Here is a 17281-nt window from a genome sequence, read left to right as displayed (position 1 = left end):
TATCGTCAAGCAGGGAAAAGTATTAAAAAAGTCATAGAAAAAATCCCTTTCTCACGTTGGAAAGGGATTTTCTGATTAATGGGCTGTTTCTTTAAGAATGGCTTGATAAAGATCGTCTGCTGGCGAGAGTCCACATACCTCTTCCAGCACACCTTCAATGCCTTTTTCTTTTCGTAATGCCTGCAGACGAACAGCTTCTTCGTCTTCAGTAAAGTCATAAGACAAAGCTGCCACAATACCTTTAATTAAATACTGTGGCTGTTTGATTTTTTTCGCTGGACCGATTAAACGGTCATTTGCTCCAAGCTTTCTAAGCGGGGAACGTGCGACGCGCGTGACTTCATCAGAGATAAAGGCATTTTCAAATCGTTTGATGATTTTTTGGATATACGCATCATGTTCTTCTTTTTGAAAACCATATGTGTCGATTAAATAACTGCCCGTTTCGTGAAGTGCACCTTCGACCACTTGACGAATCTCTGGTGTATCGACAGCTTCTTTAATCGTTTGCACGCCTTTTTCGTACCCGACATAAGCAGCTAGTGCATGTCCTGTGTTGACAGTAAAGAGCTTACGCTCAATATAAGGCGTCAAATCTTGTACAAAGGTTGCTCCATCGATCTGAGGAACGTCTCCAATAAAGCCTGTCTCATCAATGACCCACTCGAAAAATGGCTCGACTGATACTTTCAAAATGTCCTCATGGTGCTGAATGGGGACAATGCGGTCAACCGCAGCGTTTGGAAAACCAACTGTGTGTGACAGCGCTTCTTGTTCATCAGCTGTTAAATGAGAGAAAACAGCTTCCTTTAAATGAGAGCTGCCGCCAATCATATTTTCACATGCCACAATGTTGATGATATGATCAGATTTTTTTTGTTTTAAACCTTCAGCAATCGATGAAGCAATAATGTTCAAAACAGCTGGTCCAACAGCTGTTGTAATGAGATCAGCTGTTGCAACTGCCTCTCTTAAAGCGGCTGGATCTTTTGCGGAATTGATGGCTGACACAGGACCAACCACTTCTTGCTGCTGCCCTGGTGCTGCGAGTTCAACCGTGTATTCTCCTTTTTCATTCAGCTCGTTGATCACCGCTTCATTTACATCGGTAAAAACGAGCTCAAAGCCTGATGCTTTTAACAAAGATCCGATAAACCCTCTGCCAATATTTCCTGCTCCAAAATGAAGTGCCTTCATGTTAGTTCACCTCGTTAAAGATGGCAATCAGTTCATCCTGATCCTTTGCATGAATGATACGCTCTACGTTTTCTTCCTCTGAACAGACAATCGCAATTTGGGAAAGAATATCGAGATGTTCATTGTTTTTACCAGCGATACCAAATACAACTTTAGCAATATTCCCCTCGCCATATTCAACGCCATCTGGAATTTGGATAATGGAAATTCCTGAATGAAGTACAGCCGCTTTCGCATCCTCTGTTCCATGAGGAATGGCAATTCCATTGCCCATAAATGTAGAAGAAATGTTTTCTCTTTCAAACATTTTGTCCACATAATCACTTGTGACATAACCGTTTGCCACTAAGACTTCGCCTGCTTTTTTAATGGCTTCTTCTTTAGATCCCGCTTGTTCGTTTAGAAAAATATTGTCTTTTGAAAGTACTTGTTTCATGAAAGATCACACACCTTTTTTAGAATAGAAAATCAGAAAACAACCAAAACGGGGAGTTCAATTAGGAAAAATTGGACTCAACCCGTTTCGTCATGTTATTTTTTCAATTTCTCAATCAGCTCATCGTATTTCGGGCTGTTTAAGAAATTATCAACTGAGATATGGACAGCTCCTGGCAGTTTTGCCTTGGCTCTATCTGTTAAATCTTTATGAGTAAAGACCACATCGGCATCATCTGGGATGTTGCTGATGGATGTATTTGTCACATCAATATCAAGCTCTGCCTTTTTGACTTTATTCTTTAAGACGGATGCGCCCATCGCACTTGAGCCCATTCCTGCATCACAGGCAAAGATGATTTTGTTCACGTTATCTGGATTGATTTCATCTGGAGATGCTGCTTGCTCGCTTGCTTCAGCGCCTTCTTTTTGTGCTGTAAGAGCAGCTGCTGCTGCACTTTTCTTGCCTTTCATGTCTTGCATTTTTTCAGTTGCTGCTGTTAAGTCTTCGTCCACTGCTTTAGATGCTTTTAAAATGACAGAAGCGACAAGGAACGATACGACCGCTGCCACGACAACACCTGCTAGAACGGCTAGATGGCCGCCTTTTGGTGACATGAGCATAAGAGCGATGATACTTCCTGGTGACGGCACAGCCTTTAAGCCTGCATTTAACAGTGTAAAGGTCAGAACGCCGCTTGCTCCCCCAGCAATAACCGCCAAAATGAGCTTTGGCTTCATTAAGATGTATGGGAAGTAAATCTCATGGATTCCCCCTAAAAATTGAATGACAATCGCACCCGGTGCAGACTGCTTTGCCGTCCCTCTTCCAAAGAACATGTAAGCTAGAAGAACACCGAGACCTGGCCCTGGGTTTGTTTCAAGCAAGAACAGAACGGACTGGCCTGTCTTCGCCGCTTGCTCTACTCCTAATGGACCTAAAATCCCTTGGTTAATGGCATTGTTTAAGAACAATACTTTCGCTGGTTCAATGAAGATACTTGCCAGCGGAAGTAAATGTGCATTGACAATGATATCTACACCTGCCGCAAGGGCTTTATTCAGGCCTAGTACCACTGGACCGATGGCGTAGAAAGCAATGGCGACTAAAATGGCACCTAGAATACCTGCACTAAAGTTATTAATCAGCATTTCAAAGCCTGATCTGATTCGGTCTTTGAACAGCTGGTCGATTTTCTTAATGAGATAACCGCCAAGCGGCCCCATGATCATTGCGCCTAGAAACATTGGGATGTCCGAACCGACAATAACCCCAATCGTAGCGGTTGCACCGAGTACCCCGCCTCGATGGTCATATACGAGCTTCCCGCCTGTGTAACCGATTAAGAGCGGCAGCAAGTAGTTGATCATTGGTCCAACAAGTGTATTTAATTGTTCATTTGGAAAATAACCACTTGGAATGAACAATGCTGTGATGAGTCCCCAAGCGATAAACGCTCCAATATTCGGCATGATCATACCGCTTAAATAGCTTCCGAAGCGCTGTACTTTTACGCGAAATCCGCTTTTTTCCTGCATCTATGAAAACTCCTTTCTTCTCTCCCTTTATTTAGGGCTTTATAGGTCAAAAGATATAAGAACAAGATTCAGTGAAGCCCTTATGCCTATCGTAAAACGCTTTCACTTTCTCTTCAATTGAAACTAAATGTCACTTTGTCACATAGTGTGTGACAAAATTGAAAAATGATGTGACATCACCTTCAGATCCCAATACAAAAGGGGAGAAAAGGTTGATCTGCCGTTGTTTTGAAGCAAAATTCATGGGAATTTCACAACTTTCAAATGGTCTCTTCTTGTTTCCTCTTCTTAAATCGAATAGGCTTATAATTGATCAAACCTATTCAATTAAGAAATGTCTGCGCAGACATGACACAGAAAAAGTGAACCATCTTGCTGTTTGTTTCGTTTACCTTTTAGAGAGGGCGGTACAATAGGAAGAGCGGTTTTTTCTGTGACTCACAGTTTACTGCCGCTTTCTTTCTGATACATGAGACATTTTCATAGGTAGAAAGGCGGTTATTCACCTTGTTTAAAAATAGTAAGTGGCTTCTGCTTCTTATGGTCATGTTCGCTTTTTTCATTCCAAAGGAAGCATTTGCTCACGCATACGTCGTGAGCTCAAACCCAGCGGCAAATGAAGAACTGGATCAGCAGCCTCCTTCAGTCTCGATCACATTTAGTGAAGGGATTGAAAGCGGATTTCATGCCATTAAGGTGCTAAATGCAAAAGGTGATCGTGTGGATAAAGGAGATACGGTCATTAAAGATCAAAAGATCATGGAAGCGGCTTTGAAAAAGAATTTACCAAAAGGAATTTACACCATCCAGTGGAATGCGGTATCAGCGGACGGACACTCTGTCTCAGGCATGATTCCGTTTAGTATTGGAAAAGCGGATGGCGGTTTTGACCAATTAGAGCAAGGTCAAACGAATGAATCCATTGATGTGGCCTCAACTATTGATAAAGCCTTTCTTTATACGTCATTCAGCTTATTCCTTGGGACCATTTTGTTTGGACTGCTTTGGTTTAAGACTGCGATTTCACCTGCATTGGCGAAACGAATGAAGCGGCTTTTGACCGTGTCATTGATGATGATGGGCGGAGCACTTGTGTTCCAGCTGCCGATTCAGACAAAATCAGCGGCAGATGTGTCCTTTTGGGGGGCATTTCAGCCTTCGCTTTTACAAGAAACGATTGCGTCCACTTCTGGCGGTAGTCTGTGGATGATGCTTATGGCGTCATTTGTTCTTCTCACCATCTGGACGATTGTGGCGGTGAGAAAAGGGGATTTCTCTTCTTTCCGGGTTTGGCTGTTTCCACTGCTCCTCTTCACAGTGCTCCTTTGGCTGAAGGCACAAATCGGACATCCAGCCGCAACAGACAATAGAATACTCACAACATCACTTGATTTCATCCATCTCGTCTCTGCTTCGATTTGGGTCGGTGGTTTAACAGCCATTGTCCTTCTATTAATGAAGAAACTGCCAAATGAAGATCAGCCGCTCATTCGGAGTACGCTAGCAGCATTTCATCCTTGGGCACTGCTCTCTGTTGGACTCATTGTGTTTTCAGGATTTGTGAATGCCATCTTTATTTTGCAATCGTTTGACGCTCTTTTCCAATCAGCATACGGACGCACCTTTTTAATCAAGCTTGGTTTATTTATCATCATGGGCCTTCTTGGGCTTATGCATTACTTGATGCTGAGATGGGAAAAGAAGCAGAAACGCAGCATTTCCTTACGAGCCGAATGGATGATCGGGATCGCCATTTTGTTATTAACAGCTGTCTTTACCAATATTCCGAGCCCTCCTCCGCCTGCACCTGAGCCCTTCTTTGGTGCAAATCAGGTCGAGCATCGTGATATTGTGTCCTTGAGCATTACTCCGAATGCCCCGGGGAAAAACTCATTCGAAGTGGCATTTACAAAGAAGAATGGCGAAACGATCACTGATATTCAATCTGTAACAGCCAAGATCCATAAGGTGGCTTTATTCGGTGATGAGACACCGAGTGAATTTCAGCTGAAACGATTAAAAAATGGTCATTTCTCTGCTGAAAATCTCTTATTAAATGAAAAAGGCACATGGAAAATTGAAATCCATGCGTTAACTGGTTCTTTTAAGAATATCGATACCACATTTATTAGAAGAAACTAAAAGGAGTTCATCACATATGAAAAAATACGTTAAAGCTTTATTACCAATGCTTCTCGCTTCATTTTTATTAGCAATTCCTGTGAGTGCGCACGTAACAGTCAAGCCTGATACATCTGCGACAAATGCTTGGGAGACCTATACATTAAAGGTTCCTTCTGAGAGTGACAGCCCGACGACAAAGGTTGTCTTGTCAATACCTAAAGGCGTAGAATTCCAGCAATATGAGCCAGTACCTGGCTGGAAAACGTCAACTGAAGAGAAAGATGGCAAGGTAACAAGAGTGACTTGGGAAGCAACAGGTAAAGGTGTGCTTGCTGGACAATTCCAACAATTCGTTTTTGTAGCGAAAAACCCTGAAAAAGCAGGTGAAGCTGCTTGGGATGCGTATCAATATTATAAAGATGGAACAGTCGTTGAATGGACTGGCGATAAAGATGCTGATAAACCTCATTCCATCACAAACATTGTGGCATCTAATACTGTAACGGATTCACATGGCCAGGAAAAACCAAAAGAAGAAAAGGCCTCTGAAACAGCCTCTGCTTCTTCCTCACCACTTGTCCTTGGTCTGTCCATTGCTGCTCTAGTCGTGGCACTGATTGCACTTGGACTTGCTTTTAGAAAGAAATAAAAGCTGTATGAGCGATCGTTTTCTCAGAAACGATCGCTTTTTCTTGCACCACAGACTGTTTACTTTTATTAGAAATCAATTATTTTCCATTTTCCCAACTTGTTATTACCAATATAGGATTGAATAGGATAAAGCCGCGTGACATAATGAGACAGATGACCACATAGGAGGCTATGAGATGAACCATGTAATTATATTTGCTCATCCCCAGCAAAGCTTAAATCAAACCTTATTAGATCTTGTTGTGAGCACTCTATTGAACAATGGTCATAAAGTGACTGTTCGTGATGTCTATGCCCTAGGTTTTCCGCCAGAGCTCACCATTGCAGAAAAGGCTGCCATCAAATGCGGTGATGTCCCGATTGCCATTCAAAGAGAGCAGACACTGATTCAGCAAGCGGATGTGCTGACGTTTATTTTTCCAATATGGTGGACAGGCTTGCCGGCCATGCTAAAAGGATATGTAGAGCGCGTGTTTTCTGAAGGTTTTGCTTATCAGATCAGTGAGGATGGAGAGATTGAAAATCTGCTTCGACACAAAAAAGGTGTCATTATCAACACGCATGATGCACCGAGGACTTTTCTTGATTCCAATAAAGTCTTCAGCTCCTCTCATCACATGACAACCGATACTGAAGTCTTCAATTTTATTGGCGTTCAGCCTGTCGAACGGCTTTTGTTCAGCAGCATGGAGCAGGCATCTGCAGATTACATACATGAAATTTTGAAAGAAACGAAAGAAACGGTGGATCAGCTTTTTCCGCCGGCTGTTTAACATAAAAAAGACTGCCGAGATCCCTCTGACAGTCTTTTTCACGTTTATTCGTCTAAACCAATGGATACATATTTTGTTTCTAAATAAGGTTCGATCCCTTCGATGCCGCCTTCTCGGCCAATTCCGCTCTCTTTCATACCGCCAAAAGGTGCTTGGACAGCCGATGGACCGCCATCATTCCAGCCAATAATCCCATAATCGAGATGTTCTGAAATGTAGAGTCCGTTCCGATAATTTTCTGTAAAGAAATAAGCTGCAAGGCCAAAAGGTGTATCGTTGGCTAATTCAATTGCCTCGTCTAACGTTTTGAATGTCGTAATTGGTGCCACTGGACCAAATGTCTCTTCATGCATGATGTTCATCGAAGGATCCACATGTGTAAGAACCGTTGGCTGGACAAAATAATATGATTTGTCATCGTCGAAATGCGTATCGCCGCCGACAAGAACTTTCGCCCCTTTATCCACTGCATCTTGAATTTGACCGACAATTTTATCAAAGCCGCGCTTGTTGATAATTGGTCCAATAGATATGCCTTCTTCAAAGCCATTACCTACTTTCAGCTTTTCTACTTCTTTGCTGAAGCTTTGCGCAAATGCTTCATGAATATCTTCATGCACAATTAAGCGGTTGGCACAGACACAGGTTTGTCCTGCATTCCGGAACTTAGATGCCACTGCCTGTTTGACAGCTAGTTCAAGATTCGCATCCTTGTCTACGATGAGCGGAGCATGACCGCCAAGCTCCATTGATACGTGTTTGACTGTGCTGGCACTGTTTTTGATCAAATGCTTTCCGACGGGCGTTGAGCCTGTAAACGTGATTTTTCGAATCAATGGACTATCTGTGAAGATTTCACCCACTTCTTTGCCATCTCCCACAACCCATTGCAGTGCATCCTCTGGAATGCCGGCTTCATGACCTAATTTTACTAGTTCAATGGCTGTCAGCGGTGTGTCTTCAGCAGGTTTTACAATAAACGTACAGCCTGCTGCAAGCGCAGGAGCTGCCTTTCTCGTAATCATCGCCGCAGGGAAATTCCACGGAGTAATGGCAGCAACAGGACCAACTGGCTGTTTTGTGACGAAAAGGCGTTTGTTCGTCGTATGTGACGGGATGGTTCTGCCGTAGATTCGCTTTGCTTCTTCTGCGTACCATTCAATATAACCAGCCGCATAGACGATTTCTCCTAATGCTTCTTGATACGGCTTTCCGTTTTCTTCTGTGATGATTTTCGCAAGCCTTTCTTTATGCTCAATCATCAGATCAAACCATTTGCGAATGATATTGGCACGTTCATGCGCTGACGTTTTTGCCCATGATTTGAATGCTTTGTGTGAACGGGAAATTGCATCTTCGATCTGTTCTTTTGTATGCTGAGCAACTGAAGCAATTTCTTCTCCTGTTGCAGGATTATATACTCTGAGTTCGTTTGTCATGCTCTACCGTCTCCTTCGTTCTTGGATTCATTACATATAGTATATACCCAATGAGTACCCAACCTAAAAGCAATATCCATTCAGCTGGCCACGATAAGGAAGCCGGCATTCCTGGAAAGTAAAATGAAAGGAAAAGAAGACTCAGTCCGATGGCTAAAACACCTGTCGTCCGCCAATATTTAATGCTGTATGGACGCTCCAGCTCAGGTTCTGTTTTGCGAAGTCTCATAAAGGCAATGGACACGATTAAGTACCCGACGATGATTCCGACACCGCCTGCATTGACAATCCATACGAGGGCAGGACGCCCTAGTAATGGAGCAAAAAAAGCTAAAGCTCCAAGAAATAAAATGGCATTTGTCGGTGTTTTATACTTTGGATGAATATACGCAAACCATTTGGAAATCATACCTCTTTCCGCCATAGCATATAGAATACGGCTTGCACCGATAATAAAAGCATTCCAGCTCGTCACAATTCCTGCTACCCCTCCAATGACAAGCACTGTTCCAAACGCTTGATGACCGAGAAGCTGTACCATCGCATCTGCTGTCGCTAATGAGGAAGCTTCAAGCTGTCCTTTTGACATTCCAGCAGCTACCCCAAAGACAATAAGCAGATAAAAAACGACTGCGCTCACGATGGAGATAATCAAGATTCTCCCAATGATTTTTTTTGGTGCGTTAATCTCTGCCGCTACTTGCGGAATGACATCAAACCCAACGAATAAAAAGGGAATCATGACTAACACCGCCATAAGCCCCCCAACCCCGCCTTGAAACATCGGCTCAAGGTTTGCAAAATCTCCATTAAATGTTGCGCCGCCTAAAAGGAGAAAACCTGTCAGAATAATCGCCACTGTGAACACGGACTGAAAAATGGCAGCAGGCTTCGCTCCAATGTAATTCAGCGCTGTTAAAAACAATGCCCCGCCAGATCCAATCAATACCCATGTGAAATAAACGTCCCATCCTCCTATATTCCATAAGAAGCCAGCATGCTGTGTTGGAATCACATAATCAATGACAGTCGGCAAGGCGACTGCTTCAAACGTAATCACAGACACATAACCAAATAATACGCCCCATGCTGAGACGAACGCTGCTTTCATCCCAAATGCCCGCTGGACAAAAACGAGCCCTCCGCCTGTCTCTGGAATCGCAGACGAAAGCTCAGCATACGTAAGTCCGATAAAGATGACGAGAATACCGCCTATAACGAAAGCAATCACACTGCCTAAAAATCCAGCTGTTAAAATCCAATCTCCCGAAAGTACAACCCAGCCCCAGCCAAGCATTGCACCAATGGACAAAAATAGCACGTCAGACTGCGACATCGTTTTTGCCATTTGTTGTTTTTGCATACAACCATCCCCCTTTGTTGTTTAGCGTGCTTTGAAGGCGTCCTCGATAATCCCTAGTCCTTCGTGAAGCAGCTCATCTGTGATGACAAGTGGTGTTAAGAAGCGAATGATATTCCCATTAATCCCTGCCGTTAAAAGAAGCAGCCCGTGCTCATTTGCATATGCTGCAATCGCTGCGGCTGTTTTCTTATCCGGTGTACGCGTTGTTTGATCTTCCACAATTTCAATTGCCGCCATTGCCCCTAACCGGCGGACTTCCCCAATGAATGGATACGCCTGTCTCCATTCATTTGCTTTGTCCTCAATGACTTGCCCAATATGTTCAGATCGTTGATTCAGTTGTTCTGTTTCAATGATATCAAGGACAGCCAGTGCAGCTACACAGCCTAACGGACTTCCTGCATATGTTCCCCCAAGCTCCCCTGGATCTGCCGCATCAAGCATTTCTTTTCTGCCAACGACTCCGCTCAGCGGTAAGCCAGCTGCAAGAGATTTTGACACAGTGATTAAGTCCGGTACCACATCAAAGTGCTCAATCGCAAAGTATTTCCCTGTTCTCGCAAAACCAGTTTGGATTTCATCTGCAACAAAGACAATCCCGTGCTGCTGACAGAAGGAAGCGACATGCTGAACGAAACGCTTCGATGGCACAATGAATCCGCCCTCCCCTTGGACTGGCTCCATGACCACACAAGCAACAGTTTCAGGTGCAACGGCTGCGACGAAGAATTGATTGAATTGGTCAATGATGTACTCGTCGTAAGCAGCATCGCTTAATCCTTCTGGCTTTTGATAGTAATACGGGTATGGTGCTTGATACACCTCTGACGCAAATGGCCCAAAGCCAAATTTATATGGCTTGACCTTGCTCGTCATGCTCATTGTCATATTCGTTCTGCCATGAAAACCTCTTGTAAACGACACAACGGCCTGTCTTTTCGTATATTTACGTGCAATTTTCACCGCATTTTCAACAGCTTCTGCACCTGAATTAAGAAAAATGGCTTTCTTATCATGATCCCCTGGTGTGAGATGGCACAGCTTCTCTGCCAATTCGATATACGATTCGTACATCATCACGTTGAATCCTGGGTGAATCAGGCTCTCTGCCTGTGCTTTGACCGCTTCCACAACCTTTGGATGTGAATGTCCTACGTTTAATGTGCCAATGGCGCCTGCAAAATCGATAAATCGTTTCCCATCAATATCGAACAGCTCGGCTCCTTTCCCCTTCGCTGCAAGATGACGGTTGCCATTACTCACGCCTCTTGCGACGTATTGATCTCTTTTCCCCTGCCATTCTTCGGTTGAAAAACGGTTTGTTGTCGTTTGACTCATTGTCATCCATCCCCTTTATATCCTTTTTTATTATTCTGAATATTTTTTGGTATGATAGAAAGTACCAATATCATTTTTTTCATGGTACCAGAGAGGATGGAATGGTGAGATGCTGACAATTCAACTAGACCAAACAGGACAAAACGGATATATTTATCATCAAATTTATATGAAAATTAAAGAAGAAATCTTAAATCGCAACCTGCAGCCGCATGATCAATTACCATCTAAACGAGAGTTAGCCGATACATTAAACGTCAGCGTTAATTCAGTGAATGGCGCCTATCAGCAGCTGCTTGCTGAGGGATATTTATATTCGGTTGAACGCAAAGGTTTTTTCGTGGAATCACTAGAAACATTTCATGAATCTGGTCAGCTGAAACCCTCTTCTCTTCCTGTAGATTTAAAGGAAGAACCGATTGCCCGAGACGACTGGTATTCCTTTTCACATATCTCCGTCGATACAGCGAACTTTCCATTTAAAAGCTGGCTGAAAAGTGAACAAAAGGCGATCCATCTCCACCAAGAAGCCTTCGGTGAGCTTCCGCATCCACAAGGTGTGTATGAACTGCGGGAAACGATTGCCCGATTGATCGGACTTGCACGAGGGGTCAAATGCTATCCAGAACAGCTCATTTTAAGTGCAGGCACCCAGTCACTGATCCATTCGTTATCAAGCATTCTTCCGGCCGATCAAATATATGGGTTAGAAAACCCTGGCTACCGCCGGCTCTATCAAATGCTGAAAAACAATCATCACCAAATTGAAACGATTGGCATTGACCAAAAAGGTGTGCGGATGAGCGACATTCATAAGAAACAGCCAAATGTGTTGATCATTACCCCTTCACATCAATTTCCAACAGGGGTGATTATGCCGATTTCCCGGCGTATTCAGCTGTTAAACTGGGCAGCCGATCAGCCAGATCGTTATATCATTGAGGATGATTATGACAGTGAATTTAAATATGGCACAGACAGCATTCCGGCGCTGCAAAGTCTTGACCGATATGACAAAGTCATTTATATGGGCACCTTTTCAAAATCATTGCTGCCCGGCTTGCGGCTAAGCTATATGGTGCTGCCTCAGCATTTATTGAGACGCTATAAGGAGGAACAGCATTTTTTCATTCAAACAGCTAATCTTTTTACACAATACACCCTTCTTCATTTTATAAAAGATGGGGCGTATCAACGGCATATTAAAAGAATGAATGGTTTATATGAGGAAAAACGGAAGCAGCTCATTGAAGAGCTCAATACGGTTTTTGCTGACAATGTGCGGATTATTGGAGAAAATGCCGGTCTTCATTTTATTGCAGAGTTCCGCTCAAATCGAACGCAGCATGAGATTTTACAGCGAGCGAAAGAAAGAAAGCTGAAAATGTACGGAATGGATCGTTTTACCCTTGATGAGCAATTGCCGGGGCATCAGCCAGGCTTTGTTCCGCTCGTCCTCGGCTTCTCACATATGAAGCAAGAGGATATTCAGCCGGCAGTGAAACGGCTGTATGACGCCATTTTTGGGAAATAAAACAGCCAGCTGCTCTTCATAGACAGCTGGCTTACCACCGTTCTTTATCTATAGCTAGAATCGATGACATGAGTCCAGGAAAAGCGGTCTCGATGTCTTCTTTTCTTAAAGAATAGTAACGGTGCTTCCCGTCAATTCTCACTTTCACGACGCCTGCCTCCCTCAGCACTTTGAAGTGATGGGAAAGCGTGGATTTGGCAATATTCATCTCATACGTGCCGCATGTCCTCTCCCCCGCTTCCGCTAAGCAGCGGACAATTTCTAACCGGATTGGATCAGCCAATGCGTGCAGCACAGAAATCAGTCTCATATCTTCTTTGTTTGGATGGCTTGGATTCGTCATACAATAAATGTATCGTATTTTGTGCCAACATACAATCTCATTCACCTGGAGCTGACTAGTCAAGTAACGATATGACTTCACAAACGTCTATTATTCATGAGACTGTCTGAAGGGAAGGAACCCATTTTGAACATAATATATGGATGAGTTTATTGATGATGATTTTCGCGATCTTCCTATGTGCCTGCCAGTCCCTCCAATATTCTTAGTCAAAACCACCTAGTGCGGAAGAGTTATTAGCTATGGATCAGCAGGCAGATTTATTTCAATGGGAAGGAACGGTCTATGAAACAAATGTAGATTGGACGACATCCTTACACGTCACAAAACATCAGCAAGTAGGTGTCATTCAGAAAACAGCCGTCAAAAATTTTGAACATGGTACAGCTTCTAGGCTGCAAAAAGGGACCGCTATTTACTCTGTGAAAGAGAGAGAAGACATGTTGGTCGTCGAACTTCACGGCAAAACAAAAATATATACCGCACATGCGGAAGGATAAAATACCTGTCATGCAGACGGGTATTTTTTTAAGTTCATTTTCTTGTCATGGGTCATTGGTTTTGTTATCATAGCAAAAGTGACCACTCGGTTTCCATTGTGACCATATGGTTTTGCCGATTCGGAAAGGACTTATGAAGATGAACGAAAAGCAAGAAGAGATTTTGCGGGTTTCAAAGAAATTATTTTCTCAAAAAGGCTATATGAGTGTCTCCATGCAGTCAATTGCCGATGCCTGTAAAATATCAAAAGCGTCTATTTATAAACTGTTTGATTCAAAGGAAGCTCTTCTACTAGAACTGATTAAATACAATCAGTGCAAAATGAGAGAGATTTCTCAGATCATTCATTCAGAAACAACGTTGTCCAAAAAGGAAAAATTCACAAAGAAGATCAAGCTTGAGCTTGAAGAGTTTAAAGAGAATCATAAATTTTTGAACATGCTGTCCTTTGAAGCTTTTTCTCAGCATTCGCCTATTGTCATTAAACACTTACGCGAGACACGCTCCATTATCATGCAGCGGCACAGGGACATTATTTTGAGCACCTATGGTGAATCTGTCGCTCCTTATGTCTGGGATCTCGTGATTGTTCTCAATGGATTAATGAGAGAATTCATCTTAATGCTGGCGATTGAGCACAAGAACATCAAATTAGAAAATGCTGCTGAGATGATTATCGGTGTGATGGACCGTGTATCGAAAAAGCCTTGCTCAATTGAGCCTGTGTTAACAGATCAGCTCATGGACTCTTATTTGTTTTCCTCACAGGACGGATATGATGAAGAAAAACTTGTCATCTCGTACTTAACGAAGATCAAACATGAGCTTCACGCACTGTCAAACGGAGAAGAAAAAGACGATCTCCTCTCTGCTTATGAGCTGCTCAAACAAGAATTATCAAAGGATGAACCGAGAACCTTTTTAGTCAGCTCACTGCTCGATTATTTAGGCAAAAACAGCGTTTTATCACAAAACGTGTCACAGCTGAAAAACATCATTTTATAGATAAAGAAGGGATAACATGAACCAATCAACTACATCGTATAATCGATCTGTGATTGTTGGGATTTTCCTCGTTGGGGCATTCGTTGCGATTTTAAACCAAACGCTTCTCATTCCAGCGATCCCGCATATCATGGAAGATTTCAATATTGAGGTCAGCAAAGGACAGTGGCTTACAACAGCCTTTATGCTGACAAACGGGATTCTCATCCCCATTACGGCTTTCCTCATTGAGAAATTTTCAAGCCGTTCTTTAGTTTTAACGGCACTTAGCATCTTTACAGCCGGTACAATTCTTGCTTCATTTGCAACGAATTTCCCGGTGTTACTTGCAGCGCGTATCGTACAGGCAGCAGGCGCAGGGATTTTAATGCCGCTGATGCAAACGATCTTTTTAACCATTTTCCCGAAAGAAAAACGCGGGCAGGCAATGGGCATGGTCGGACTTGTCATCTCGTTCGCACCTGCGCTTGGGCCAACACTTGGCGGCTGGATTGTTGATTCCTTCAGCTGGAAGTTCTTGTTCTATATTGTTCTGCCAATCGGTATCATTGATCTCATTCTTGCTTTCTTCTTAATGAAAAATGTGACGCAGCAAAGAGAAACACGTATTGATGTCTTATCTGTCATCTTGTCGTCGTTCGGTTTCGGAGGGCTGCTTTACGGATTTTCTAGTGTCGGCACGTATGGATGGACGAGTGCGACTGTTCTCATTTCGCTGATTGTCGGCGCCGTGAGCTTGTTCTTCTTTATCCTGCGCCAGTCGAACTTAACAAGGCCGATGCTGGAGTTTGGCGTATTTAAATTTGCGATCTTTAGCTTAACAACCTTCCTCGGCATGCTTGTCTTTGCTTTATTAATTGGGACAGAGACGATTCTGCCGCTTTATACGCAGAATGTCAGAGGGCTGTCTGCACTTGATACAGGGCTTATCTTATTGCCAGGTGCTCTCTTCATGGGACTCCTGTCACCGATTATTGGACGGATTTTTGATAAAGTCGGCGGAAAAGGGCTGGCATTAGGCGGATTTACGATACTCACCGTTACCACCCTGCCATTTATGCTGCTCACCCTTGATTCATCGATCGCCCTCATTACAGTCGCCTACACGCTTCGGTTAATCGGGGTTGGGATGATCATGATGCCGCTGACAACCGCAGGTATTAACTCTTTACCGCCTCATTTGATCCCTCATGGGACAGCGATGAATAACACGATGAGACAAGTAGGCGGTTCCATTGGAACGGCTGTGCTTGTCTCTATCATGAGCAGCTCTGCTGCAAATGCAGAATTGGCCAATCCATTAAAATCGGCCGTTCATGGAATGAATACGTCATTCTTCATTTCTGGTCTGATTGCCGTCATTGGTCTCGTCCTCTCCTTTTTCTTAAAGGAAAAAAAACGTGAGAATAAAGTGATGAAGCAGGAGCTATCTTCCTCCTCGTCTTCTTCATAAGAAAAAGAGCTCGGCATATGGCCGGCTCTTTTTTCATATACTCATACAATATCGTCCTCTCTGTAAACACATTTGTATTTCTAGTGAAGAAAAACCTTGATAATTTAAAGAAAAGAGTTGATAATAGGAACTATTCAATTTGTGAGAAAATTTTTACTATAGGAGATGTATGCATTGAAGGTCGTTAAATTTGGTGGCAGTTCACTTGCATCTGGCAAGCAGCTGCAAAAGGTATTTGACATTGTAACAGCAGATCCAGCTCGAAAAGCAGTCGTTGTTTCCGCACCAGGAAAACGGCATTCAACGGATACAAAGGTCACCGATCTATTAATTAGCTGCGGTGAACAATATTTACGTTTAGGCGAAGCACATGATTTAAAGGAAGCAGTCATTGAGAGGTATGCCTCAATAGCGGATGAACTCGGATTAGGTCAAGACATTATCGATACCATCAGGCAAGATTTAGACACATTATTACAGGCTGATTCATCCCGCCCTGAGTGCTATCTTGATGCCATTAAAGCAAGCGGTGAAGACAATAACGCTAAGCTCATTGCCGCCTATTTCCGCCACCAAGGTGTGGAAGCTCATTATGTGAATCCAAAGGAAGCTGGTTTGTTTGTGAGCGATGAGCCTGGCCAAGCACAAGTTCTGCCGGAGTCTTATGATCATTTGTACAAATTAAGAGAGCGCTCTGGCATTATTATATTCCCTGGCTTTTTTGGCTTTAGTCTCTCGGGAGACATCGTCACCTTTTCGCGAAGCGGCTCCGATATTACCGGCTCCATTTTGGCGAACGGTTTGAAGGCAGATGTATATGAAAACTTTACAGATGTCGATGCTGTCTATGCCGTCAATCCAACGATTGTTCATGAACCGAAAGAGATTACAGAGCTGACATACCGGGAAATGCGCGAGCTGTCCTATGCTGGTTTTTCTGTGTTCCATGATGAAGCACTTATTCCTGCCTTCCGTGCAGGCATTCCGGTTCAGATTAAAAACACCAACAACCCGTCGGCAAAAGGGACAAAAATCGTAAATCAGCGGGACCATACAAATGGACCTGTTGTTGGAATCGCCTCAGACAATGGATTTTGCAGTATTTACATTAGTAAATATTTGATGAACAGAGAAGTCGGTTTTGGACGAAAGGTGCTGCAAACACTAGAAGAGTATGGGCTTACGTATGAGCATGTTCCTTCTGGCATTGATGATATGACCATTATTTTACGTCAGGATCAGCTGGAGGAGCAGCATATCGAAGAGGAGCTGCTAGACCGCTTGAAGGTCGTGCTTGATGCAGATGAGGTCGTTTTAGAGCGAAATCTCTCGCTGATTATGGTTGTAGGAGAAGCGATGCGTCATAATGTTGGCACAACAGCAAGAGCGGCAAAGGCGCTGTCAAAAGCGAAGGTCAATATTGAAATGATCAATCAAGGCTCTTCAGAGGTCAGCATGATGTTTGGCGTCAAAGCGGCTCAAGAAAAAGAAGCTGTTCAAGCCTTGTATGAGGAATTTTTCTCTATGTCTACTGTCCCTGTCTCTCTTTAATCAGAAGGCTGCCAGATCTTGGGATCGGCAGTCTT

15 protein-coding genes are annotated in these 17281 nt (G+C 43.3%); 8 read left to right on the top strand and 7 right to left on the bottom strand.

Going from position 1 to position 17281, the window contains the following annotated elements; all coding sequences use genetic code 11:
• Positions 1 to 75: 75 nt before the first annotated feature.
• The 3 genes from MHI23_RS02285 to MHI23_RS02275 form a co-directional block, all read right to left on the bottom strand.
• Positions 76 to 1197, bottom strand: coding sequence for a mannitol-1-phosphate 5-dehydrogenase (locus MHI23_RS02285; protein WP_342492244.1), 1122 nt, complete (start codon positions 1195 to 1197; stop codon positions 76 to 78).
• 1 nt (position 1198) lies between these two features.
• A complete protein-coding gene (locus tag MHI23_RS02280; RefSeq protein WP_012008933.1) occupies positions 1199 to 1633 on the bottom strand; it encodes a PTS sugar transporter subunit IIA in 435 nt (144 codons plus the stop codon).
• A 95-nt stretch (positions 1634 to 1728) separates the two neighbouring features.
• A complete protein-coding gene (locus MHI23_RS02275; RefSeq protein ID WP_024427324.1) occupies positions 1729 to 3171 on the bottom strand; it encodes a PTS mannitol transporter subunit IICB in 1443 nt (480 codons plus the stop codon).
• A 507-nt stretch (positions 3172 to 3678) separates the two neighbouring features.
• Here MHI23_RS02275 and MHI23_RS02270 point away from each other — a divergent pair.
• From MHI23_RS02270 to MHI23_RS02260, 3 genes are all read left to right on the top strand, one after another.
• Positions 3679 to 5313, top strand: a complete 1635-nt coding sequence (locus MHI23_RS02270) for a copper resistance CopC/CopD family protein (protein ID WP_056765153.1) — start codon at positions 3679 to 3681, stop codon at positions 5311 to 5313.
• Positions 5314 to 5329: 16 nt separating this feature from the next.
• A complete protein-coding gene (locus MHI23_RS02265; protein ID WP_024425541.1) occupies positions 5330 to 5944 on the top strand; it encodes a DUF1775 domain-containing protein in 615 nt (204 codons plus the stop codon).
• A 178-nt stretch (positions 5945 to 6122) separates the two neighbouring features.
• Positions 6123 to 6719, top strand: coding sequence for an NAD(P)H-dependent oxidoreductase (locus MHI23_RS02260; RefSeq protein ID WP_034622928.1), 597 nt, complete (start codon positions 6123 to 6125; stop codon positions 6717 to 6719).
• A gap of 44 nt (positions 6720 to 6763) precedes the next feature.
• Here the strand turns inward: MHI23_RS02260 and MHI23_RS02255 are convergent, their stop codons facing one another.
• Genes MHI23_RS02255 through gabT form a run of 3 tightly spaced genes read right to left on the bottom strand, consistent with a single transcriptional unit; the run spans position 6764 to position 10859 of the window.
• Complete coding sequence (locus tag MHI23_RS02255; protein ID WP_056765150.1) at positions 6764 to 8158, bottom strand: NAD-dependent succinate-semialdehyde dehydrogenase; 1395 nt, start codon at positions 8156 to 8158, stop codon at positions 6764 to 6766.
• A complete protein-coding gene (locus tag MHI23_RS02250) occupies positions 8133 to 9521 on the bottom strand; it encodes an APC family permease (protein WP_025093633.1) in 1389 nt (462 codons plus the stop codon). The genes MHI23_RS02255 and MHI23_RS02250 overlap by 26 nt, the downstream gene beginning before the upstream one ends.
• Positions 9522 to 9542: 21 nt before the next feature.
• Entirely contained in the window at positions 9543 to 10859 is a 1317-nt protein-coding gene (gabT, locus tag MHI23_RS02245; protein WP_024427317.1) for a 4-aminobutyrate--2-oxoglutarate transaminase, read from the bottom strand.
• 109 nt (positions 10860 to 10968) lie between these two features.
• Here gabT and MHI23_RS02240 point away from each other — a divergent pair, with 109 nt between their 5' ends.
• Complete coding sequence (locus MHI23_RS02240) at positions 10969 to 12393, top strand: PLP-dependent aminotransferase family protein (protein WP_024427316.1); 1425 nt, start codon at positions 10969 to 10971, stop codon at positions 12391 to 12393.
• A 31-nt stretch (positions 12394 to 12424) separates the two neighbouring features.
• Here the strand turns inward: MHI23_RS02240 and MHI23_RS02235 are convergent, their stop codons facing one another.
• Positions 12425 to 12736, bottom strand: a complete 312-nt coding sequence (locus tag MHI23_RS02235; RefSeq protein WP_342492243.1) for a metalloregulator ArsR/SmtB family transcription factor — start codon at positions 12734 to 12736, stop codon at positions 12425 to 12427.
• A 242-nt stretch (positions 12737 to 12978) separates the two neighbouring features.
• On the opposite strand from MHI23_RS02235, the gene MHI23_RS02230 reads away from it, so the two are divergent.
• The 4 genes from MHI23_RS02230 to MHI23_RS02215 all read left to right on the top strand — a co-directional run bounded on the left by MHI23_RS02230 (position 12979) and on the right by MHI23_RS02215 (position 17246).
• Complete coding sequence (locus MHI23_RS02230; RefSeq protein ID WP_245207173.1) at positions 12979 to 13236, top strand: hypothetical protein; 258 nt, start codon at positions 12979 to 12981, stop codon at positions 13234 to 13236.
• A gap of 139 nt (positions 13237 to 13375) precedes the next feature.
• On the top strand, positions 13376 to 14242 hold the full coding sequence (locus MHI23_RS02225) for a TetR/AcrR family transcriptional regulator (RefSeq protein WP_239500339.1): 867 nt from the start codon (positions 13376 to 13378) through the stop codon (positions 14240 to 14242).
• Positions 14243 to 14258: 16 nt separating this feature from the next.
• Positions 14259 to 15695, top strand: coding sequence for an MDR family MFS transporter (locus MHI23_RS02220; protein WP_025093639.1), 1437 nt, complete (start codon positions 14259 to 14261; stop codon positions 15693 to 15695).
• A 174-nt stretch (positions 15696 to 15869) separates the two neighbouring features.
• Positions 15870 to 17246 carry an aspartate kinase gene (locus MHI23_RS02215; RefSeq protein ID WP_041116670.1) on the top strand — a complete coding sequence of 459 codons (1377 nt, stop codon included), beginning with the start codon at positions 15870 to 15872 and terminating at the stop codon, positions 17244 to 17246.
• Positions 17247 to 17281 lie beyond the last annotated feature (35 nt).

The organism is Bacillus sp. FSL M7-0003 (genome assembly GCF_038628485.1).
Lineage (GTDB): Bacteria > Bacillota > Bacilli > Bacillales > Bacillaceae > Bacillus > Bacillus safensis.
The sequence above is the reverse complement of the archived record's forward strand: the minus strand, read 5'-3'. Positions and strand labels throughout refer to the sequence as shown.